This window comes from Streptomyces griseoviridis (genome assembly GCF_005222485.1).
GTDB classification, from domain to species: Bacteria; Actinomycetota; Actinomycetes; order Streptomycetales; family Streptomycetaceae; genus Streptomyces; species Streptomyces hintoniae.
The window spans coordinates 7140366-7157218 of the sequence record NZ_CP029078.1; the positions used below are offsets into that span (position 1 = coordinate 7140366).

Consider the following 16853-nt stretch of genomic DNA (forward strand, 5'->3'; position numbering starts at 1 on the left):
CGCATGAGGACGGTCGACTCGGGCGGGCCGCCGCCCCCGATCCCGGCGGCAGCGGCCCGGCACACGCGTCCGCCCGAGCCGTCAGTCCTCGCCCAGATACGCCTTGCGTACGACGTCGTCGTGCAGCAGCCGTTCGCCGCTGCCCGACAGGACCACCCGGCCCGTCTCCATCACGTACGCCTGGTCGGCGAGGGAGAGCGCGGCGCGCGCGTTCTGCTCCACGAGGAGGATGGTGGTGCCGGTCGCCTTCAGTTCGGCCACCGTCGCCATGATCTTCTTCATCATGATCGGCGAGAGGCCCATCGACGGCTCGTCCAGCATCAGCAGCCGAGGACGGCACATCAGGGCCCGCGTCATGGCCAGCATCTGCTGCTCGCCGCCGGAGAGCGTTCCGGCCGGCTGGGCCCGCCGTTCGCGCAGCCTCGGAAAGAGCGTGTACGCCCGCTCCGTGTCGTCCGCCACGCCCTCGGCGTCCTTGCGCAGAAAGGCGCCGAGCAGCAGGTTCTCCTCGACGGTCAGCCGGGGGAAGATGTGCCGGCCCTCCGGCGAGTGCGCCAGGCCGAGGGCCACGACCTGGTGCGCCGGTACGCCCGCGAGGTCCCGTCCGGCGAAACGCACCCGGCCGCCCGAAGGCGGCAGCAGGCCGCTGAGGGCGTGCAGCGTGGTCGTCTTGCCCGCGCCGTTGGTGCCGACGAGCGTGACGGCCTGCCCCTCCTCCACGGAGAAGGAGATGCCCTTGACCGCCTCCACCTTTCCGTAGGCGACCCGCAGGTCCTCGACCTCCAGCAGCGCGGTCATGCGGTCCTCTCCTGATTCCGGTCGCGGGTCGCGGATTCGGCACCCTCGTCGCTCTGGTCGCGGTGGGCGCGCTGATCGCCGTGCTCGCTGTGGTCGCCGTGCTCGCTCTGGTCGCGCCGGTCGGCAGGTGGTGGCTCGTCGTCCGGCGCGCCGAGGTAGGCCTCGACGACCCGCTCGTCCGCCTGGACGTCCCCGGGCGGGCCCTCGATGAGCTTGGAGCCCTGGACCAGGACCGCGACCCGGTCGCAGAGGCTCATGATGAACCGCATGTCGTGCTCGATGACGAGGACTGCGATGCCCAGGCCGCGGATGGCGTGGACCAGTTCCTCGGTCTCCCTGGTCTCCTGCGGGTTCATGCCGGCCGTCGGCTCGTCGAGCAGCAGCAGCTTCGGTTCGCTGGCCAGCGCGCGGGCGATCTCCAGACGGCGCTGGGCACCGTAGGAGAGGTTGCGGGCGAGCTGGTTCCCTTGTCCGCGCAGGTCGACGAAGTCCAGCAACTCCTGCGCCCTGGAGAGGGATTCGCGCTCCTCCCGGCGGTAGCGGGGGCCGCGTCCGATCGCGGAGAGCAGACCGGCGGTGGTGCGGGTGTGGCGGCCCACGATGACGTTCTCCACCACGGTCATGTTGGCGAAGAGGCGGATGTTCTGGAAGGTGCGGGCGACTCCGGCCCGCGTCACCTTGGCCGGCCGCGGCGGCAACGCCGCCCCGTCGAGGCGGACTTCACCGTCCGTGGGGACGTACAGACCGGTCAGGCAGTTGAAGAAGGTGGTCTTGCCCGCGCCGTTGGGCCCGATCAGGCCGACGATCTCGCCGCGGCCCACCGTCAGGTCCACGCCGTCGACGGCGGTCAGGCCGCCGAACCGCATGGTGACACGGCGGGCTTCGAGCAGCGGCGAGGTGCGCGCGGCCGGGGCTGCGGCCGGGGACGGAGTGCTCATGCGGTGGCCTCCGCGGCCACCTGGCGCGCCTGGGCGCCGGAGACCTGCTTGTCGTGGAACTCCAGTTGGTGCTTGCGGTCAGGTACCAGGCCCTCGGGCCTGAACCGCATCATCACGATCAGCGCGAGACCGAACAGCATCATCTGGTACCTGTTGAAGAACTCGAACTTCGCCGGGATCAGGTACAGGAGGGCCGCGCCGACGAGCGGCCCCGAGATGGTGCCCATGCCGCCGAGGACCACCGCGGCCAGCAGGAAAGCCGAGTTGGGCGGTGCGGTGTCGGCGAACTTGTAGTTGTCGGGAACGGCGTTGGTCTGCAGATGCGCCATGACCGTGCCCGCGAGTCCCGCGAGGCAGGCGCCGAGCCCGAAGGCGAGGAGCTTGAACCGGAAGCCCTCGATGCCCATGGCGGTGGCGGCCTTCTCGTCCTCGCGCAGCGCGATCCAGGCCCGCCCGACCCGGGAGTCGCCCGCCCGCGCGTACACGAAGACGATGACGGCGATCACCGCGAGCAGCAGCAGGTAGTAGTTGGCGAACCTGCCGAAGGAGACGCCGAGGACGGTGTGCGGTTTCCCGAAGTCGAAGCCGAACAGCTCGATGTCGGGGATCGCGTTGATTCCGTTGGGGCCGTTGGTCAGTGACGGTCCCGAGGTGCCGTCGAGGTTGTTGACGGTGATGCGGAAGATCTCGCCGAAGCCGAGGGTGACGATGGCGAGGTAGTCGCCGTGCAGCCGCAGGGTGGGCGCGCCGATGACGAGGCCGGCGAGGAGCGAGACCGCCATGCCGAGCAGGGCGGTGGCCCAGAACGGCCAGGGCGCGATGTGGAACGTGGAGAACGTCGAGCCGGAGACGAGCGCCGCCGAGTACGCGCCCGTGCCGAGGAACGCGACGTAGCCGAGGTCGAGCAGCCCGACCAGGCCGACGACGATGTTGAGGCCGAGCGCGACCGCCGCGAAGACGAGGATGTTGTCGGCGATCGCCGTGTACCGGTCGCCGGTCTGGGTGAAGGGGAAGACCAGCGCCGAGGCGAGCGCGGCGACCGCGACCGCGACCCGGTGGCGGGCGTTGATCTCGCTGACGCGTCGGGTGATCCCCGCGGCCGACAGCGCGCGGGCGCCGAACCCCGCCGCGGGCAGGAAGGCCAGGAATTCCTCCGCCGAGTCCGTGGTGATGCCGTACGTCAGCACGGCCAGGGCGGCCAGGAACACCGCGGTGATCAGGGCGACTTCGGCCGGCCACGGCAGCCGCGCGCCTGGCGGCGGCGGTTCGACCGTGTCGTCGGGCAGCGCGTGCGCCCCGCCCGCGAGGAGCAGTACGGCGACGCAGGCGAGCCAGCCGCCCGGCTCGACGTTGACGGCGCCGCCGAGGGTGAGGGCGATCGCCCCGACGGTGACCCAGGTGGTGGTCAGCGCCGCGAGCGACGCGGACCGCAGCGCGCGTACGGCTCCGGCGGGCGCGAGCCGGCGCACACCGGGGAGGCCGAGAGCGGCGGCCGTGAACAGCGCGGCCAGCGCTCCGGTGACCAGCGTGACGACCTGGCTTCCCCCGGGATATCCGTCGAGCGTGAGATTGCCCGGGTAGGCGGCGGTCCAGGTCCAGGCGAGGAAGGGCGAGGCCAGGGTGAGCGCCGCGCCGATGGCGGTGAGGGTCCGCGCGAGCCGCGGATCGATCGTGGTCGTCATGTCGGTCACGCCCTGTCCGCGATGCGTTCGCCCAGCAGGCCCTGTGGTCTGATCAGCAGGACGGCGATGAGGATCACGAAGGCCCACACGTCCTTCCACACCGCCCCGCCGAACATCTGCAACGACGGCACGTGCGGCAGCAGCCCGGAGGCCAGGGACTCGGCGACACCGAGGACGACCCCGCCGAGCACGGCGCCCCTGATGTTGCCGATGCCGCCCAGCACGGCGGCCGTGAAACCCTTCAGGCCCGCGATGAACCCCATGTTGTACGAGATGCTCCCGAGCCTGAGCCCCTGGGTGAGACAGGCGACCGCCGCCAGGACCGCGCCGATGGCGAAGGCGACGACGATGACGCGGTCCGTGTCGATGCCCATCAGGCGGGCGGTCTTCGGGTCCTGGGCGGTGGCCTGCATGGCCCGCCCGGTACGGGTGCGGCCCACGAAGTACGTGAGCCCGGTCATCGCGCCCGCCGCGACGACGAGCGTGAGGATCGCGGCGTACGAGACGGTCACACCGCCCAACCGCAGTGGCCCGCCGTCGAGTTGAGGGAAGGGGACCGGGGCGGTGATGCCGACCGACTCGCCCGGCAGGGTGAAGAAGTTGAAGACGACCTGCTGGAGGAAGAGCGACAGGCCGATCGCGCTGATCAGCGGCGCGAGCCGCGGCGCGGTGCGCAGCGGGCGGTAGGCGAAGCGCTCCGCGGCCACCGCGGCGGTCACCGCGAGCAGGACCCCGACGATCAGCATGACCGGCAGCGCGACCCACAGGGAGGTCTCGTGCAGGGCGGGCACCCACGCGTAGACGAACAGGGCGCCGAAGCCGCCCAGCATGAAGATCTCGCCGTGGGCGAAGTTGATGATCTGGAGGATGCCGTAGACCATCGTGTAACCGACGGCTATCAGGCCGTACATGGAACCGAGGACCAGGCCGTCGGTGAGGAGTTGCAGGAAGTCGGTGAAGGTCACCCGGGTACCTAACGCGCGAGGACGTGGCGAAGCAGAGGGCGCGGGCGTCCGGTGGCGCAACGCCCGCGCGGCGACGGCTACTTGACGGTCACGACCTTGACGCCGTTCTTCCAGGCGCCGCCCTGCACGCAGTTGACGCTGATGACCTGGTTCACGCTGTCGCCGTACTCGTCGAAGCCGACCTTGCCGGTGGCGCCGTCGAACGACACCTCCTGCATGGCGTCGACGACCTTCGGCCGCAGCCGCGCGAGGTCGCCCGCCGTCCCGCCGCCGGCCTCGACCGCGGCGCCGACCGCTTTGATCAGGGCGGTCGTCGCGTCGTAGACGTACGCGCCGAAGACGCCGTAGTCCTCGGCGTACCCGGCCGCCTTGTAGTCCGCGACGAACGTCTTCGCGGAGTCGAGGGAGGCGACCGGGGCGCCGTCCGAGTGCGCGCACACGCCGTTCGCGGCCTTCGCGCCGGCCAGCGAGACCAACTGGTCGTCCTTGACGGCGTCGCCGCCGCCCATCGGACCGTCGAACCCGGCCGCGACGAGCTGCTTCTTCAGCGGCCCGGCCTGCGGGTACTCACCCCCGTAGAACACCCCATGCGCACCGGACGACTTGACGCTGTTGACGACGGCCGCGTAGTCGGCCTCGTCCGGGTTGATGGACTGGTGGATGACGACCTTGCCGCCCAGCTTCCGGTACGCGTCGGTGAAGTTGTCGACGATGCCGGTGCCGTAGGTCTTCTTGTCGTCGACCGTGGCGAGCTTCGTGACCTTGAGGTCCTGGTAGAAGTACGCGGCCATCACGGGAGCCGCCACGGCGTCGGTGCTGATCGTGCGGAAGTAGTTGTCGTACTGCCGCTTCGGCGCCGTCTTGTAGTCGGCGCCCTGGGTGAGGGCCGCGGCGGTGTTGGCGCCCGACACCTGGACCATCCGCGCGTCGTGCAGCGTCGACGCCATCGCGGCGGACACCGAGGAGTTGTAGGCGCCGACGACACCGACGACGCTCTGGTCGGCGACGAACGCGGCCGCGTTCTGCTGGCCGATGTTCGGGGTCGCCTGGTCGTCCTTGGCGGCCAGTTCGAACGTGACGCCCGGTACCGCCTTCGCGGCGTTGGCCTTCTTCACCGCCAGCTCGGCGGAGTTCTTCATGCCCAGGCCGACGGCGGCCAGATCCTTCGACAGCGGGGCGTCGAAGCCGATGGTGACCGTCGTGCTCGCGCCGGTGGACGAGCCGGTGCCGTTGCCCTCGTCGCGGCTGCCGCACGCGGTCAGCGTCAGCGCCCCGGCCACCAACGGGACACCGAGTCTCAGCAGACGAGTGTGGTGCATGGATGCCTCCCAGGAAGTTTCGCAGAACCGCGTCGGGGCAGGGGCCCCTCGCGTTCCCTGGCCGGGAACTGCTGTGCGCGGTGGCTGAACCGTAGGCGGGCGGCGACCCCGCTGCGTCTGTCCCGCAGGCAGATGTCGGAGGCCGGTTGTTGTCCTGCGGGACAACGCCGTTAGCACGGACGTCACATGCCCGTCCCGCTCACCCGCGGCCCTGCCCGCGGATCTTGCGCAGCTCCAGCATCGCCACGAGCCGCTGGTCGGGGTCGCGCAGATCGAGTCCGCTGAGCCGCACGGCCCGCCGGATGCGGTGGCGGAGCGTGTTGGGGTGGATGTGCAGCTGCTCCGCCACCTCCTTCACCTCGCCGAAGGCGTCGAGGTACCGCAGCAGCGACCCGCACAGGTCCGTGCCGTGCCGGACGTCGTGGTCGGCGAGAATCCGCACCGCGGGATCGTGGACGGCCGGGTTCTCGGCGAGCAGCCCGAGCACCTGCCCCAGCACGACCGTGGCCCGCACCTGCGCGTACGTCGCCACCGGCCGGCCCGGATCCCGCTCCAGCACCCGCAGGACGCGGTCCGCCGACAGCCGGGCCGCCGGGGCCTCCGTGAGCCGCCGCACCGCGGGGGCGATGCCGGCCTGGACGGGGGTGCCCAGATGGCGCCGGAGGGTGGCCACCAGGTCGGCGGTCCACGCGAGCAGCGTCGACTCCGCGACCGGATCGGCGGCGGCCCGGTGCGTGCCGTGATCGGGGCCCGCACCCGACTCGGGGACGAGCACGTAGAGCCGGCCGTCCAGCGGGGCGGCGACCGCGGTGCGCCGGTACGCCGCGGCGTGCACGGAGACGATCTCCGTGCTGCGCGCCCGGCCCAGCTCGAGGGACGGACCGTCCACGCCGTCCCGCTCGCGGAGATCGATGCCGATCACGGTCGCCGCGCAGTCCGGCGGCACGCCGAGCCGTCCCGCGAGCGAACCGGGCGGCACACGCCCCTCCAGGAGTCCGGCGGCCAGTTCCTCACGCAGCAGGCTGTGCCGGCCCGGTCCTCCCGGGTGCCGGATGAGCAGCAGCGTCGCGAGCCGTGCCGCACCCTTCAGCAGCTCACCGGTCCGCTCCGCGAGCGGTGCCGGCCCCTCCTGGACCCAGATGGTGCCCAGCAGCCTGCCGCCCGCGGTGACCCCGGCCACCACCCGACGGCGCGCCCCCAGCTCCGGACGCGCGGCGACCTCCAGGACCTCCTCGCCCGCCCGCAGCCGCGCGTACACGCCCGCCTCGCGCAGCACCGCCAGATACCCCTCGGGACACGCCTGCCCCAGGATCGACAGCCGGCGCACCTCGTCGACCCGGTCACCCGACCGGGAGTAGGCCAGCACACGGTGGGTGGTGTCCTCGATGCTCACGATGCCGTCGGTGAGCGACGCCAGGGTCTGCGCGAGCGAGAACAGATCGTTGTCGGCGTACGGTCCGACGAGATCCGGTGTCTGGTGCACCGTCTCCACGACCGTCCTGGCCACCGCCTCGACCTGCTCCCAACGGGCCCCGTCACTCACCGCGAGCAGCGCCACCCCGCACTCGGCGGCGGCCTGCCGCAGCGCCTCCACGTCACCGGCGTCGGCGCCCGTCCGCACGGCGACGGCGCTCGCACCGCCGCGTCCGGCGGCCATCACCGCTCCCGTCGCGGACCGCCCGCGCGCCCCGATGACGAGCACCAGCGCCTCGTCGTAGGAGCGGGGCTCGTCGTCGGGCTCCGCGATCACCACCGATGTCAGGGGACGCTCCATGCCCAGCGGCGCGACGAGGAGGTCCACCAGGGGCCCCGAGAGCGTCGGGACGACGTGTTGCAACTGGACGACAGCGGGCACGGCGGGATCCGGGGGCGGGTACATGAGGCTCTCCGAGGACGCCGGACAAGACCGCCGCACGCTAACTGCCGCTTTCGGCCGAGGGAGTTGTCCGTCCGGACAACAACGGACCCCCGGGACTGTCCCGCCGGGCAAAGCCGCGCGGGACCTCGACGTCTCCGGAGGCCACTGACCCGCCCCCTGACGGGGCACGGGATCAGTCCGTGGCCGCCTTCCTCAGTGCGCCGTGGTGTGCAGGTGATCGTGTTCGCGTTCGTAGTTGGCCAGGGCGAGCCCGAGGGCGAAGAACGTGGGTGCCCACTCGCCGACGAAGATGCCCCACCGGTCGGCGCGTGCCGTCCCCGCCGACTCCGCCTTGATGGATCCGCACCACGAGGCGACGGACAAGCCGATCGACGCGACCGCCGCGGTGTAGGCGTGCTCGGACTTCAGGCCCTTCTCGTGCAACAGCTTGACGATCATGACTCTCCAAAGGCAGGGGGATCAGGGTCTCCCACAACCGTGCCCTCCGGACGGGACGCCCGCATCTCGGGCCTGACGACGGCGGGTCGGACCCACGCGGTGACGGCGGGTGGCCGGGGCCCGCCGGGCCCCTCCCTTCTGGCCGGTGCCAGGGGACGGCGCGAGGTCGGGAGCCAGAGGCCGGCGGGTGGGCGGGAGCCCGCTCGGGCCCCTCCGGCCGGTGCCGGGCCGGGACACGATCGGCCGTTCAGGGCGTGGTGCCGAAGCACTCGCGGGCCGGTCTGTCCGCGACCGGCCGGTAGCAGGCGCGGAGACGGCCGGGACTGCCCGCGGAGATCATCGTCGTGGCCACCGCTTCCGGCTGAGCCGACCGGATCGTGCGGACCGCGGACTGCGGCTCCGCGTCGGGGCCGCTGATCACGAGGCCGAAGCCGGTGTGCGTCGGCCACGCCCGGATCCAGGCCGCCCGGCAACCGGGGCTGAGCCGGATCTCCAGGCGGGTGCCGTCGGCCGCCGTGTGACGCGCCACCGTGACGGGGTCCTCGCAGGCGGTCGTCTGCGGAGAGCGCCCCTCGCAGGATCGGAGCAGGCACACCGGGGGCGGGGCGGAGGCCGCCGGTCCCGCCGCGCCGCGCGAGGCGTGCACGACGGCCGCGGGCACCAGCATCGCGGCGCAGAGCAGCGCCACACCGGCCGCGGACGCGACGGGATGGGCGTCGAGCACGGCGGACGCCGCGAGCAGCGGGCCCCGCAGCAACCCGTCCTGACGCTGACGGCGACGGACGCCGGTCCCCGCCCCGCTCGTGGAGCGGCCGGCCCGGTCCGTGCCGGGTGAGGCGGGCCGGTCAGGCCGCCCGTCCGGCCCGGAGTCGGATCGCGGGGCGGACGCCTGGGCAGACTCCGGACGGTCGGAGGGGGCCACCTGCGTCCGTCTGCTCCACGCCGCGTCCGCCAACTCCCACTGGGAAAGCGCCCGTTGCCGGTCCCGCTCGTCCGGCACCGCCTGGCACAGCGCCTCGACCGCGTGGCGGGGCGGGAACTGCCTGCCGTTGAGATACCGCTCCCAGGACGATCTGCTCACCGCGGTCGTCTCGGCGAGCCTCTCCAGGGTCAGCCCTTCCCGGTCCTTGATCCGGCGCAGACAGGTGACCAACCTCGCGCAGTCAGGCGGCAGTTCCGGTGGCAGCTCGCGCCAGTTCCCGGGCCTGGACCCGTTGGGCGATCGTTTCACCCGCTCCTCACTCCTCCCCGGTGGCCGACCCGCCGTCACTCCACGTGGCGCAGCAGCGCCCAGGTCTGTTCGCCGACGATCCTGTCGGCGGGCACGTGGTTCTCCCGCTGGAGCCGCTCGACCTGGGCGGCGGTGCGGTCGCCGTAGTAGCCGTCCACGTCACCGGGCGAAAGACGGTGGCGCAGCAGGAGGCACTGCACCTCGGCGGCCTCGGGTCCCGTCGTGTTGAGCGAGACCAGGCGGGTCGTCGTGGTGCTGTTCCCCGCGAACACGAGGTCGCCGTGCCGGCTGTAGGAGCACGTGTACGCCCCGGCCCCGCCGCCCGTCGCCGTGCCGCGCGGGGTGCCGGACGCCGGTGCCCGGATCAACCACACCGAGACCGCGGCGGACAGCAGCACCGCACCGACCGCGGTGGACAGCGCCACGACGCGGACACGCCCTCCGGACGCGCTCGGTCCCGGAGCGGGGTGCTCGACGTCGGCGGCGGCGGCCCTGGCCGGGTCGGGCTCGTCCACGGCCCTGGCCGGGTCGGTGTCGTCGAGGGCCCTGGCCGGGCCCGAGTTGTCGAGGACCGTCTTCGGCGTGGCCCGGGACCGCTGCGCCGCGTCCCGTAACGCGAGGAGGGGCGCCGCGTCCGCTCCCGCGAGACGCGCGAACGCCACCACCGCCGTGGTCGGCGGCACCGCCCCGCCGTTGAGATAGCGCTCCCAGGACGACACGCTGAACGGTGTCCTCGCCCCGAGCGACATCAGGCTCAGCCCGCTGCGATCCTTCAACAGCCGCAGTTCCGCCACGAGTTGACGTTCGGCCGGGCCGAGCGACTCCGGCAGCATCTTCCACCGCACGACACGACTCCTGTCCCGCCCGGCCGTCCGCTCCGTGCGTCGTCGCCGTACCGGCCTCGGGCGAGCGTGCACCTTCTGGCTCTCCGTTCCGCCTCATGGTGTACCCCGGACGCCGTGCCCCCGCACTGCCGCCGCTCCCGTACGGCCCGATTCACGCCACCCACCGCCCGGGGTCGGGTCCTCCGTCCCGCCTCTCCGGTGTCCGGGACGTCCCAGCAGGTCAGCGGCCGGGACGTCCCGGGACATCTCGCGTTGCCCACAGGGTCTGGCCCGGCGATCAGGTCGTCCAGCACGCTCGGCGGGACGTTCCACCGGGCCCTCGCATCCGGTGACGGCCCCCCACCGACCGTCAGGAGAGACTTCATGCGTTTGCGACAGCACGCCGCCGTAGGCGTCGTCCCCGTCCTGCTCGCGGCCTTCACCGCGGCGCTCGCGCCCGCCGCCCACGCCGTCCCGTCCCGTGACGCGGCGCCGGCCGTCGCGGCGTCCTGCTACGGCAGCGCCCACAGCTACAGCAAGCCCAGCGGCAACAACGACTACCCCACGGGCAGTTCGTACCTCACCACCACCAGCAACTGCACCGACATCAACATCAAGACCAACACCAACCGCTACGTCGAGGTCTGCTGGCTCTCCACCGGCACCTGCCAGAGCAGCTACACGCTGACCACGGCAGGCGAGTGGACGACCGTGGCCACGAACGTGCTCAACGGCACCGACTTCTTCTTCTGGTTCCGGTCGGACGCCTCCTCCACCGGGTCCTGGGCCGCCTGACGAGGCACCCGGACAGGGGACGCGCCGTCGGCCGCACGTCCCGGTCGGTCCCGATCAGGCGTCACGGCGCCGCACCTGGTGGTGCGGCGCCGTTCCGGTGCGGTGGGGCCAGACGTCCCGCGCCCCCGTTCCGACGAGGCGAGGCGAGGCCGGTCGTCCCGCGTCCCCGTCGTCTCGTGAAAGGCGACGATCGCCGCGCCGTTGGATCTCGCCCACTCGGTCAGCTGCACGATGGGCTCCTCCAGCGTGCGACCGAGGCGAGCCGAAGGGTACCCATGGGTACCTATCGGCTGCCTAACGTCGAAGGCACGCGGCGCACCACCCTCCGGTGCGTGCCGAGTCCGAACCCGGCGGCTTCCCCCTCACCAGCGGGACGAGTGAACTGCACTGTGTCCAGCGGGTGTTCGGAGAGTCCGGCTCGACGGTCCTCGGCGCGCCCGTGTGCCCGCCCGACGGAGCGCGGGCGTGCGCCGCACCAGCCAGCAGATCCCCACCACGGCAAGGAACTCGCCATGTCCCACCCGACCACCTACCTCCTCGTCCACGGCGCCTGGCACGACGGGCAGTCCTGGAACCGCGTCGCACCCCTGCTCACCGCCCAGGGGCATCGCGTCCTCACGCCCTCCCTCACCGGCCACGGCGACAAGGCGCACCTGCTCAGCCCCGAGGTCGGGCTCACCACCCACGTCGACGACATCGTCGGCCTCATCCTCGACCACGACCTGCGCGACCTCGTCCTCGCCGGGCACAGCTACGCGGGCATGGTCATCTCCAGCGTGGCGAACCGGGTCCCCGAGCGCATCGCGCGCCTCGTGTACATCGACGCGATGGTGCCGACCCACGGTGAGAACGCCATCGACGTCATGCCGCTCACCCGAGTCATGATCGACGGCGCGGCGGACAGCGCCCAGCCCTGGCGCATACCGCCCATGCCGGAGTTCCCCGCGCCGCAGGGCCTGTTCGGCGTCACCGACCCCGATGACATCGCCTGGCTCAGGACCACGCTCACGGACGAGTCGGTCCTCTGCTTCCAGCAGCCGGCCGAACTGGACGACCCCGCACAGGCGTTGATCCCCCGAGTCCACGTGCTCTGCGTCGGCAGCGTGCCCGAAGGCGTCACCCGGCGTCCCGTCCCGGAGATCCAGCCCAACGGCGAGCCGTCCCAGGTCCATGAACTGGAGACCGGGCACGACTGCATGATCACCAAGCCCGCGGAACTCGCCGACCTGCTGCTCAAGCACGCCTGACCCGCGCGACGGCCGAAGGTGCGGCTGTCCCGTCGGTGGCGGCCCGGCGAGCGGCGGTCACCCCGCTACTCGTAGCGGTACTTCAGCGCGTCCGCCTCCGCCTGCTCGATGTCGGCGATCGTCAGCTCCGGCATCCGTAGTTGGGCCAGTGTCACCTCGGCCGATGTCGGCTGCGCGTCCGCCGGCAGCCACTGCTCCGGCTTCCACGCCCCGCTGCGCAGCAGCGACTTGGGGCAGTGCGGGTAGACCTCCTCGATCCCCAGCACCAGTGCGCTGGCCGGCGGCTTGCCCACGGCGGTCAGCTGCGACAGCAGGTCGGGGCGGGTGGAGACGCAGGCCCGGCCGTTCACCCTGAGCGTGGTGGTACGGCCCGGGATGACGAACAGCAGCCCGGCCCGTCCGGTGGCGATGACGTTCTGGAGGGTGTCCAGACGCTTGTTGCCGGTCGCGTCGGGTATCGCCACCGTCCGTGTGTCCAGGACGGACACGAACCCGGCGGGGCCGCCGCGCGGTGAGACGTCGCAGTTGCCCTCGGCGTCGGTGCTGGCGACCAGGACCAGTGACGAGCAGCCGATCAACCGCCTTGTCTCATCGGTGAGTTCGGTCATCTGCTTGCGCAGTGCCGCTTCTCTGGGGAGTTCGTAGGCGCGACGCAGCGCCTCCTGGTCGGCCACGGCGTCGAGGCGGAGCGAGTCGAAGGCACTGCCGGGAAGGGATGTCGTCATGCCCCCGACCCTAACGAGCCGACCTCCGTACGGTCTTGGTCGTGCGGTCACGTGGGGTCGTGGATGGGCGGGCCTGCGGCCGTTCGCTCGCGGTCACCGGTGCTCGGCGATGTAGCTCACCATGTCGCCGACGGTGGTCAGGTCGGCGACCCGTTCGTCGGGGATCTTCAGGTCGAACCTGTCCTCGATGACGATGTTCATCTCCACCAGCGCGAGGGAGTCGATGTCCAGGTCGTTGACGAAGGACTTCTCGGTGGTCACCAGAGCGGGGTCGACGCCGACGACCTCCGCGATGATCTCGGCGACGGTGTTCAGAATGTCGGTGCTGTTCACCAGCGGTACTCCTTCACGGGGTTCTCCGTCATGGGTTTCTCCTGCACGGGGTTCTCCTTCGGCCTTCGGCCATCGGGTGTCGGCCATCAGGGGTCGGCTATCGGGCTTCGGGCTTCGGGCTTCGGGCGTTGGGAGTTGGGCGTCGGTGTCGGGCGGTGCGGCCGGCTTCCTCCCGGGTGTCAGAGTCCGAGGCGTCTGCGGTAGGTGAGGAGGGTGCGCAGGAACGCGTCCATCTGCTCCTCGGTGTGGCCCGCGTGCGGGAACAGGCGCAGCAGCGCCTGATTGCGTGCGACAGCCGGGTAGGAGAAGACGGGGACGAGGTAGCCGTCCTCGACGAACCACTCCCGCATCTGGAGGGCGGCCGCGTCGTTCCCGATCGGCATCGAGAGCATGTACGACTCGGTCGGCGTCGTCGGTGTGCCGGCCTCGTGGATCTGGCGGCGCAGGCGGGCCGCGTGCGCCAGGTAGTCGTCGACGATCGTCGGATCGGCGGCGAGGGCCTCGATCGTGCGCTCGGCGGCGTGGGCGGTGGGCGGCTGGATGGCGGCCGTGAACATCGAGGTCCCGGAGAGCAGTTCGAAGGCGTCGATGGCCGCCGCGGGCCCGGCGAGCGCGCCGCCTTCGAGACCGATGGCCTTCGACAGCGACACCATGACGAAGTCGGCCCGCTCCCTGATCGCGGCCGCCTCCCGGGCGTAGGGACGGTTCTCGGGCCCGTACACCATGAAGCCGTTCGCGTCGTCGATCATGCTGATGGCGCCGTGCCGGTCGCACGCGTCGAGGATCTCCACGATCGGCCCCATCGTGCCGTCGGCCGAGTAGATGCTCTCGGCGATCACCACGGTCTTGCGGGTCCTCACCCGCTCCAGGACAACCCCCAGGTCGGCGACGTCGTTGTGGCGGAACGCGTGCACCCTGCGGCCGTAGCCGAGTCCCTCAAGGCCCTTCCAGATGCTCCAGTGGACATCGCGGTCGACGACGAAGACGGTGTCGTTGTTGCGCACCTCGATCCCGGTGTCGAACTGCGCGGAACTGCTCATGGCGTGCACGAACCCGATGTTGGCCAGCAGCCCGGTGGCGAAGCTGATGGCGCGCTCCTTGCCGGTGCGGCGGGCGATCGTCTCCTCCAGCACCTGGTGCGGGCGGCAGATCCCCTGGGTCATCCTCGACCCGCTGGTGCTCAGGCCGTGGGCGAGCGCCCCTTCCGCGAAGTGCCTGCGCACCGGGATGTGGCGTTCCAGATCGAGGAAGCTGATGCTGGCGAAGTTCACCAGCTCGCGTCCGTTGCGCACGATGGTCGGCCCGATGGGACCGTCCACCACCGGCGGCCGGTACTGCGTGTCGTGGGTGTTCGCCTCGACGAACGCGGCGAAGGCCCAGGGGGCCAGGCGGTCCACGGACGGTGCGGGGGCGGGGGACGCGGTCATGGCGAGGTTTCTCCTCCACGGTGAGCCCGGTCCCGCAGGGGTTCCAGGGCTGCGGCAAGGTGTCCGAGCGAGGCCGTTCCCGCCAGCTCGTCCGAGGCGATCCCGGTGTGGCCGGACCGGTGGAGCAGCGCCAGCAGACGGGGGACGGCGACCAGGGTGACTCCGTGATCGGCGAGGCAGCCGTTCATGTCCACGGCGACGGGGTTGTCCGACGAGCCGGCGGGCAGGCCGTCGGGTGCGGCGACTGCCGCCACGGCGGCGGCCAGCGCCCGTTCGGCTTCCGTCGCGGGGGGACGCGCGGTGAGCCGGGGTGTTCCCGCCGCGCTGCCGGCGGCGCCCGGCCGGTCGGGGAGAGGGCCTGACCCGAGGCCGGCCGGGGACAGGACGTAACCGTCCGGGGCCAGCAGACCGGGCACCTCACCGAGGTGGTCGAGGACGTGGCGGTGCAGGTCGGCGGAGGTGACACCGGGGACGACGCGAGCGCGCGCGACGAGGCGCGGTCCCTCGCCTTTCCTCCGCCCGGCCTCCTCGGCGAGGGCCGGCCCGTGGCTCTCCCGTCCGGCCTCCCCGGCGGGGCGCGGCTCTTGGCTTCCTCGTCCGGTCTCCCCGGCGGGGCGCGGTCCTTCGCCTCCTCGTTCGGTCTCCCCGGCGAGGCCCGGTCCGTGGCTCTCCCGCCCGGTCTCCCCGGCGGGGCGCGGCCCTTCGTCTTCCCGTCCGGTCTCCCCGGCGAGGGCCGGTCCCTCGCCTCCCCGCCCGGCCTCCCCGGCGGGGCGCGGTCCCTCGTCTTCGCTTCCGGTCTCCCCGGCGGGTGTCACCGTCACGTCGAGTACTCCGGGGTGGGCGCGCACCACCTCCGCCAGACGCGGCAGGCACACCCAGCCCTGCGGGGCGCGCCACCATCCGGGGGCGGCCGGTGCGAGGGCGCGGGCCGGGACCGGGCAGCGCGCGCCCTCGGCGAGCGCGCGCAGGAGAGCGCAGAGACGGACGGGCAACGCCACGGCCTGCTCGGCGTCGAGCAGATGGTCCCCGACGGTGACGTCGAGGGTGACGACGCCCGCGTCCCGGCTGAGATCGACGTAGAGCGTGTCGCAGGGCTCGTCGGGCTCGCTGCGGATCCAGGTGGCGGGCCCGTCCGGCCGGGTCTCAGCGCCGGGGACCAGGTAGTCGCGCGGCCACGAGTAGCAGTTGTACTCGATGGTGTGCACCGCCACGACACCGCGGCGCCGGTCCATGCGGGCCTGCGCGGCGACGAGTTCCGCGACGCGGTACTGACCGTGCCGGTAGGCCGCGGCGCAGGCAGCGGCCACCGAGGCGGCCACCTCGCCGAACGCCGCGCCCGGACGGAGGTCGATCTGCACCGGAACCGTCAGGGCCCGCACGCCGACGCTGCCGCGCAGGGCGGCGCGGGCCCGGTTGGAGACCACCACGGAGGCGAGGAACCGGTGTTCGCCGGTGCGGCCTGCGACCTCGTGGGCCAGCGCTGCGAGCACCACGACCTCCGCGCTGACCCGGTAGCGCCGGGCGACGCGGTCGAGGTCGTCGTACGCCTCCACCGAGCGGTGCTGGAGGCGGTGGCGGCCCGCGCCGTCTGCTCTCCCGCCGAACGGGGCCAGCACGTTCGTCGGGTTGGTCGCGAGACGCGTCAGCCACTCCCGCTCCGCCGCGCGGGCGCGTTCCAGAGGCTGGGCGGTGAGCGTGTCGAGCGGGTGGGCCACCGGCGTCCGGGCCGGTGCGGCGCCGTGCAGCAGGTCGTGCAGTTGGCCGATCAGCACCGCGAGTCCCCATCCGTCGATCAGGACGTGGTGGGCGGCCACCAGCACCGCACGCGGCTCTCCCGCCACCAGCAGTACCCTGGCCAGCCAGGGCGGATTCCGCTCGGGGTCGATCGGGCGGGCGGCCAGCGCCGCGGTGGCGGTCTCCAGGGTGCCGGCGTCGACGTCGGCGACCTCGACGCAGTCCACCGGCGGCGGGGCCCACTCCGGCCGGTGGACGTGCTGGAGCGGCTCCAGCGGGTCGACGGTGGTGCGCAGCGCCTCGTGGCGGGCCGTGAGGGAGGCGAGCGCCGCGAGGACGTCGTCGACCGTCGCCCCGGGAGGGACCTGGCAGTGGTCGGCGAGCGGCGTCGGGTTCACCCGCCGCGGTGCGGGGATGGTGTGCTCGAACCAGTGCCACTGCTGGACCCAGGTGAGCGGACCGCTGCGGGTGACGGTGGCGGGGGGCGGGGCGGGGTGCTGACGGTGGTTCATGGCCGG

15 protein-coding genes are annotated in these 16853 nt (G+C 72.5%); 2 read left to right on the forward strand and 13 right to left on the reverse strand.

Going from position 1 to position 16853, the window contains the following annotated elements; all coding sequences use genetic code 11:
- Positions 1–81: 81 nt before the first annotated feature.
- The 9 genes from DDJ31_RS30910 to DDJ31_RS30950 all read right to left on the reverse strand — a co-directional run bounded on the left by DDJ31_RS30910 (position 82) and on the right by DDJ31_RS30950 (position 10095).
- On the reverse strand, positions 82–798 hold the full coding sequence (locus DDJ31_RS30910) for an ABC transporter ATP-binding protein (protein WP_127177109.1): 717 nt from the start codon (positions 796–798) through the stop codon (positions 82–84).
- Complete coding sequence (locus tag DDJ31_RS30915; protein ID WP_127177108.1) at positions 795–1736, reverse strand: ABC transporter ATP-binding protein; 942 nt, start codon at positions 1734–1736, stop codon at positions 795–797. The genes DDJ31_RS30910 and DDJ31_RS30915 overlap by 4 nt, the downstream gene beginning before the upstream one ends.
- The gene (locus DDJ31_RS30920; protein ID WP_127177107.1) at positions 1733–3418 is read right to left on the reverse strand and encodes a branched-chain amino acid ABC transporter permease; all 1686 of its coding nucleotides are present in this window, start codon (positions 3416–3418) and stop codon (positions 1733–1735) included. The genes DDJ31_RS30915 and DDJ31_RS30920 overlap by 4 nt, the downstream gene beginning before the upstream one ends.
- A gap of 5 nt (positions 3419–3423) precedes the next feature.
- A complete protein-coding gene (locus DDJ31_RS30925) occupies positions 3424–4329 on the reverse strand; it encodes a branched-chain amino acid ABC transporter permease (RefSeq protein ID WP_240678381.1) in 906 nt (301 codons plus the stop codon).
- 131 nt (positions 4330–4460) lie between these two features.
- Entirely contained in the window at positions 4461–5702 is a 1242-nt protein-coding gene (locus DDJ31_RS30930) for a branched-chain amino acid ABC transporter substrate-binding protein (protein ID WP_127177105.1), read from the reverse strand.
- Between the two features lie 199 nt (positions 5703–5901).
- Positions 5902–7581, reverse strand: a complete 1680-nt coding sequence (locus DDJ31_RS30935) for a PucR family transcriptional regulator (protein ID WP_127177104.1) — start codon at positions 7579–7581, stop codon at positions 5902–5904.
- 192 nt (positions 7582–7773) lie between these two features.
- Entirely contained in the window at positions 7774–8019 is a 246-nt protein-coding gene (locus tag DDJ31_RS30940; protein WP_127177103.1) for a hypothetical protein, read from the reverse strand.
- A 247-nt stretch (positions 8020–8266) separates the two neighbouring features.
- Complete coding sequence (locus tag DDJ31_RS30945; RefSeq protein WP_127177102.1) at positions 8267–9250, reverse strand: helix-turn-helix domain-containing protein; 984 nt, start codon at positions 9248–9250, stop codon at positions 8267–8269.
- Positions 9251–9285: 35 nt separating this feature from the next.
- Complete coding sequence (locus DDJ31_RS30950; RefSeq protein ID WP_127177101.1) at positions 9286–10095, reverse strand: helix-turn-helix domain-containing protein; 810 nt, start codon at positions 10093–10095, stop codon at positions 9286–9288.
- A 363-nt stretch (positions 10096–10458) separates the two neighbouring features.
- Between DDJ31_RS30950 and DDJ31_RS30955 the strand changes: the two genes are divergently transcribed.
- Both DDJ31_RS30955 and DDJ31_RS30960 read left to right on the forward strand, forming a co-directional pair.
- The gene (locus DDJ31_RS30955) at positions 10459–10869 is read left to right on the forward strand and encodes a hypothetical protein (protein ID WP_127177100.1); all 411 of its coding nucleotides are present in this window, start codon (positions 10459–10461) and stop codon (positions 10867–10869) included.
- 512 nt (positions 10870–11381) lie between these two features.
- The gene (locus DDJ31_RS30960; RefSeq protein ID WP_127177099.1) at positions 11382–12116 is read left to right on the forward strand and encodes an alpha/beta hydrolase; all 735 of its coding nucleotides are present in this window, start codon (positions 11382–11384) and stop codon (positions 12114–12116) included.
- Between the two features lie 65 nt (positions 12117–12181).
- On the opposite strand, the gene DDJ31_RS30965 is transcribed toward DDJ31_RS30960, so the two are convergent.
- The 4 genes from DDJ31_RS30965 to DDJ31_RS39415 form a co-directional block, all read right to left on the reverse strand.
- Positions 12182–12841, reverse strand: a complete 660-nt coding sequence (locus DDJ31_RS30965) for an MSMEG_1061 family FMN-dependent PPOX-type flavoprotein (protein WP_127177098.1) — start codon at positions 12839–12841, stop codon at positions 12182–12184.
- A gap of 93 nt (positions 12842–12934) precedes the next feature.
- Positions 12935–13174: an acyl carrier protein gene (locus DDJ31_RS30970; protein WP_240678010.1), complete on the reverse strand. Its 240-nt coding sequence runs from the start codon at positions 13172–13174 to the stop codon at positions 12935–12937.
- Between the two features lie 179 nt (positions 13175–13353).
- Complete coding sequence (locus DDJ31_RS30975) at positions 13354–14601, reverse strand: aminotransferase class I/II-fold pyridoxal phosphate-dependent enzyme (RefSeq protein ID WP_127177097.1); 1248 nt, start codon at positions 14599–14601, stop codon at positions 13354–13356.
- Positions 14598–16847 carry a condensation domain-containing protein gene (locus tag DDJ31_RS39415; RefSeq protein WP_240678009.1) on the reverse strand — a complete coding sequence of 750 codons (2250 nt, stop codon included), beginning with the start codon at positions 16845–16847 and terminating at the stop codon, positions 14598–14600. The genes DDJ31_RS30975 and DDJ31_RS39415 overlap by 4 nt, the downstream gene beginning before the upstream one ends.
- Positions 16848–16853: the final 6 nt, after the last annotated feature.

Excerpts from the sequence above, each read along its gene's own strand:
- DDJ31_RS30910 (WP_127177109.1), bottom strand. The coding sequence starts at position 798 with ATGACCGCGCTGCTGGAGGTCGAGGACCTGCGGGTCGCCTACGGAAAG.
- DDJ31_RS30915 (WP_127177108.1), bottom strand. The coding sequence starts at position 1,736 with ATGAGCACTCCGTCCCCGGCCGCAGCCCCGGCCGCGCGCACCTCGCCG.
- DDJ31_RS30920 (WP_127177107.1), bottom strand. The coding sequence starts at position 3,418 with ATGACGACCACGATCGATCCGCGGCTCGCGCGGACCCTCACCGCCATC.
- DDJ31_RS30925 (WP_240678381.1), bottom strand. The coding sequence starts at position 4,329 with ATGTACGGCCTGATAGCCGTCGGTTACACGATGGTCTACGGCATCCTC.
- DDJ31_RS30930 (WP_127177105.1), bottom strand. The coding sequence starts at position 5,702 with ATGCACCACACTCGTCTGCTGAGACTCGGTGTCCCGTTGGTGGCCGGG.
- DDJ31_RS30935 (WP_127177104.1), bottom strand. The coding sequence starts at position 7,581 with ATGTACCCGCCCCCGGATCCCGCCGTGCCCGCTGTCGTCCAGTTGCAA.
- DDJ31_RS30940 (WP_127177103.1), bottom strand. The coding sequence starts at position 8,019 with ATGATCGTCAAGCTGTTGCACGAGAAGGGCCTGAAGTCCGAGCACGCC.
- DDJ31_RS30955 (WP_127177100.1), top strand. The coding sequence starts at position 10,459 with ATGCGTTTGCGACAGCACGCCGCCGTAGGCGTCGTCCCCGTCCTGCTC.
- DDJ31_RS30960 (WP_127177099.1), top strand. The coding sequence starts at position 11,382 with ATGTCCCACCCGACCACCTACCTCCTCGTCCACGGCGCCTGGCACGAC.
- DDJ31_RS30965 (WP_127177098.1), bottom strand. The coding sequence starts at position 12,841 with ATGACGACATCCCTTCCCGGCAGTGCCTTCGACTCGCTCCGCCTCGAC.
- DDJ31_RS30975 (WP_127177097.1), bottom strand. The coding sequence starts at position 14,601 with ATGACCGCGTCCCCCGCCCCCGCACCGTCCGTGGACCGCCTGGCCCCC.
- DDJ31_RS39415 (WP_240678009.1), bottom strand. The coding sequence starts at position 16,847 with ATGAACCACCGTCAGCACCCCGCCCCGCCCCCCGCCACCGTCACCCGC.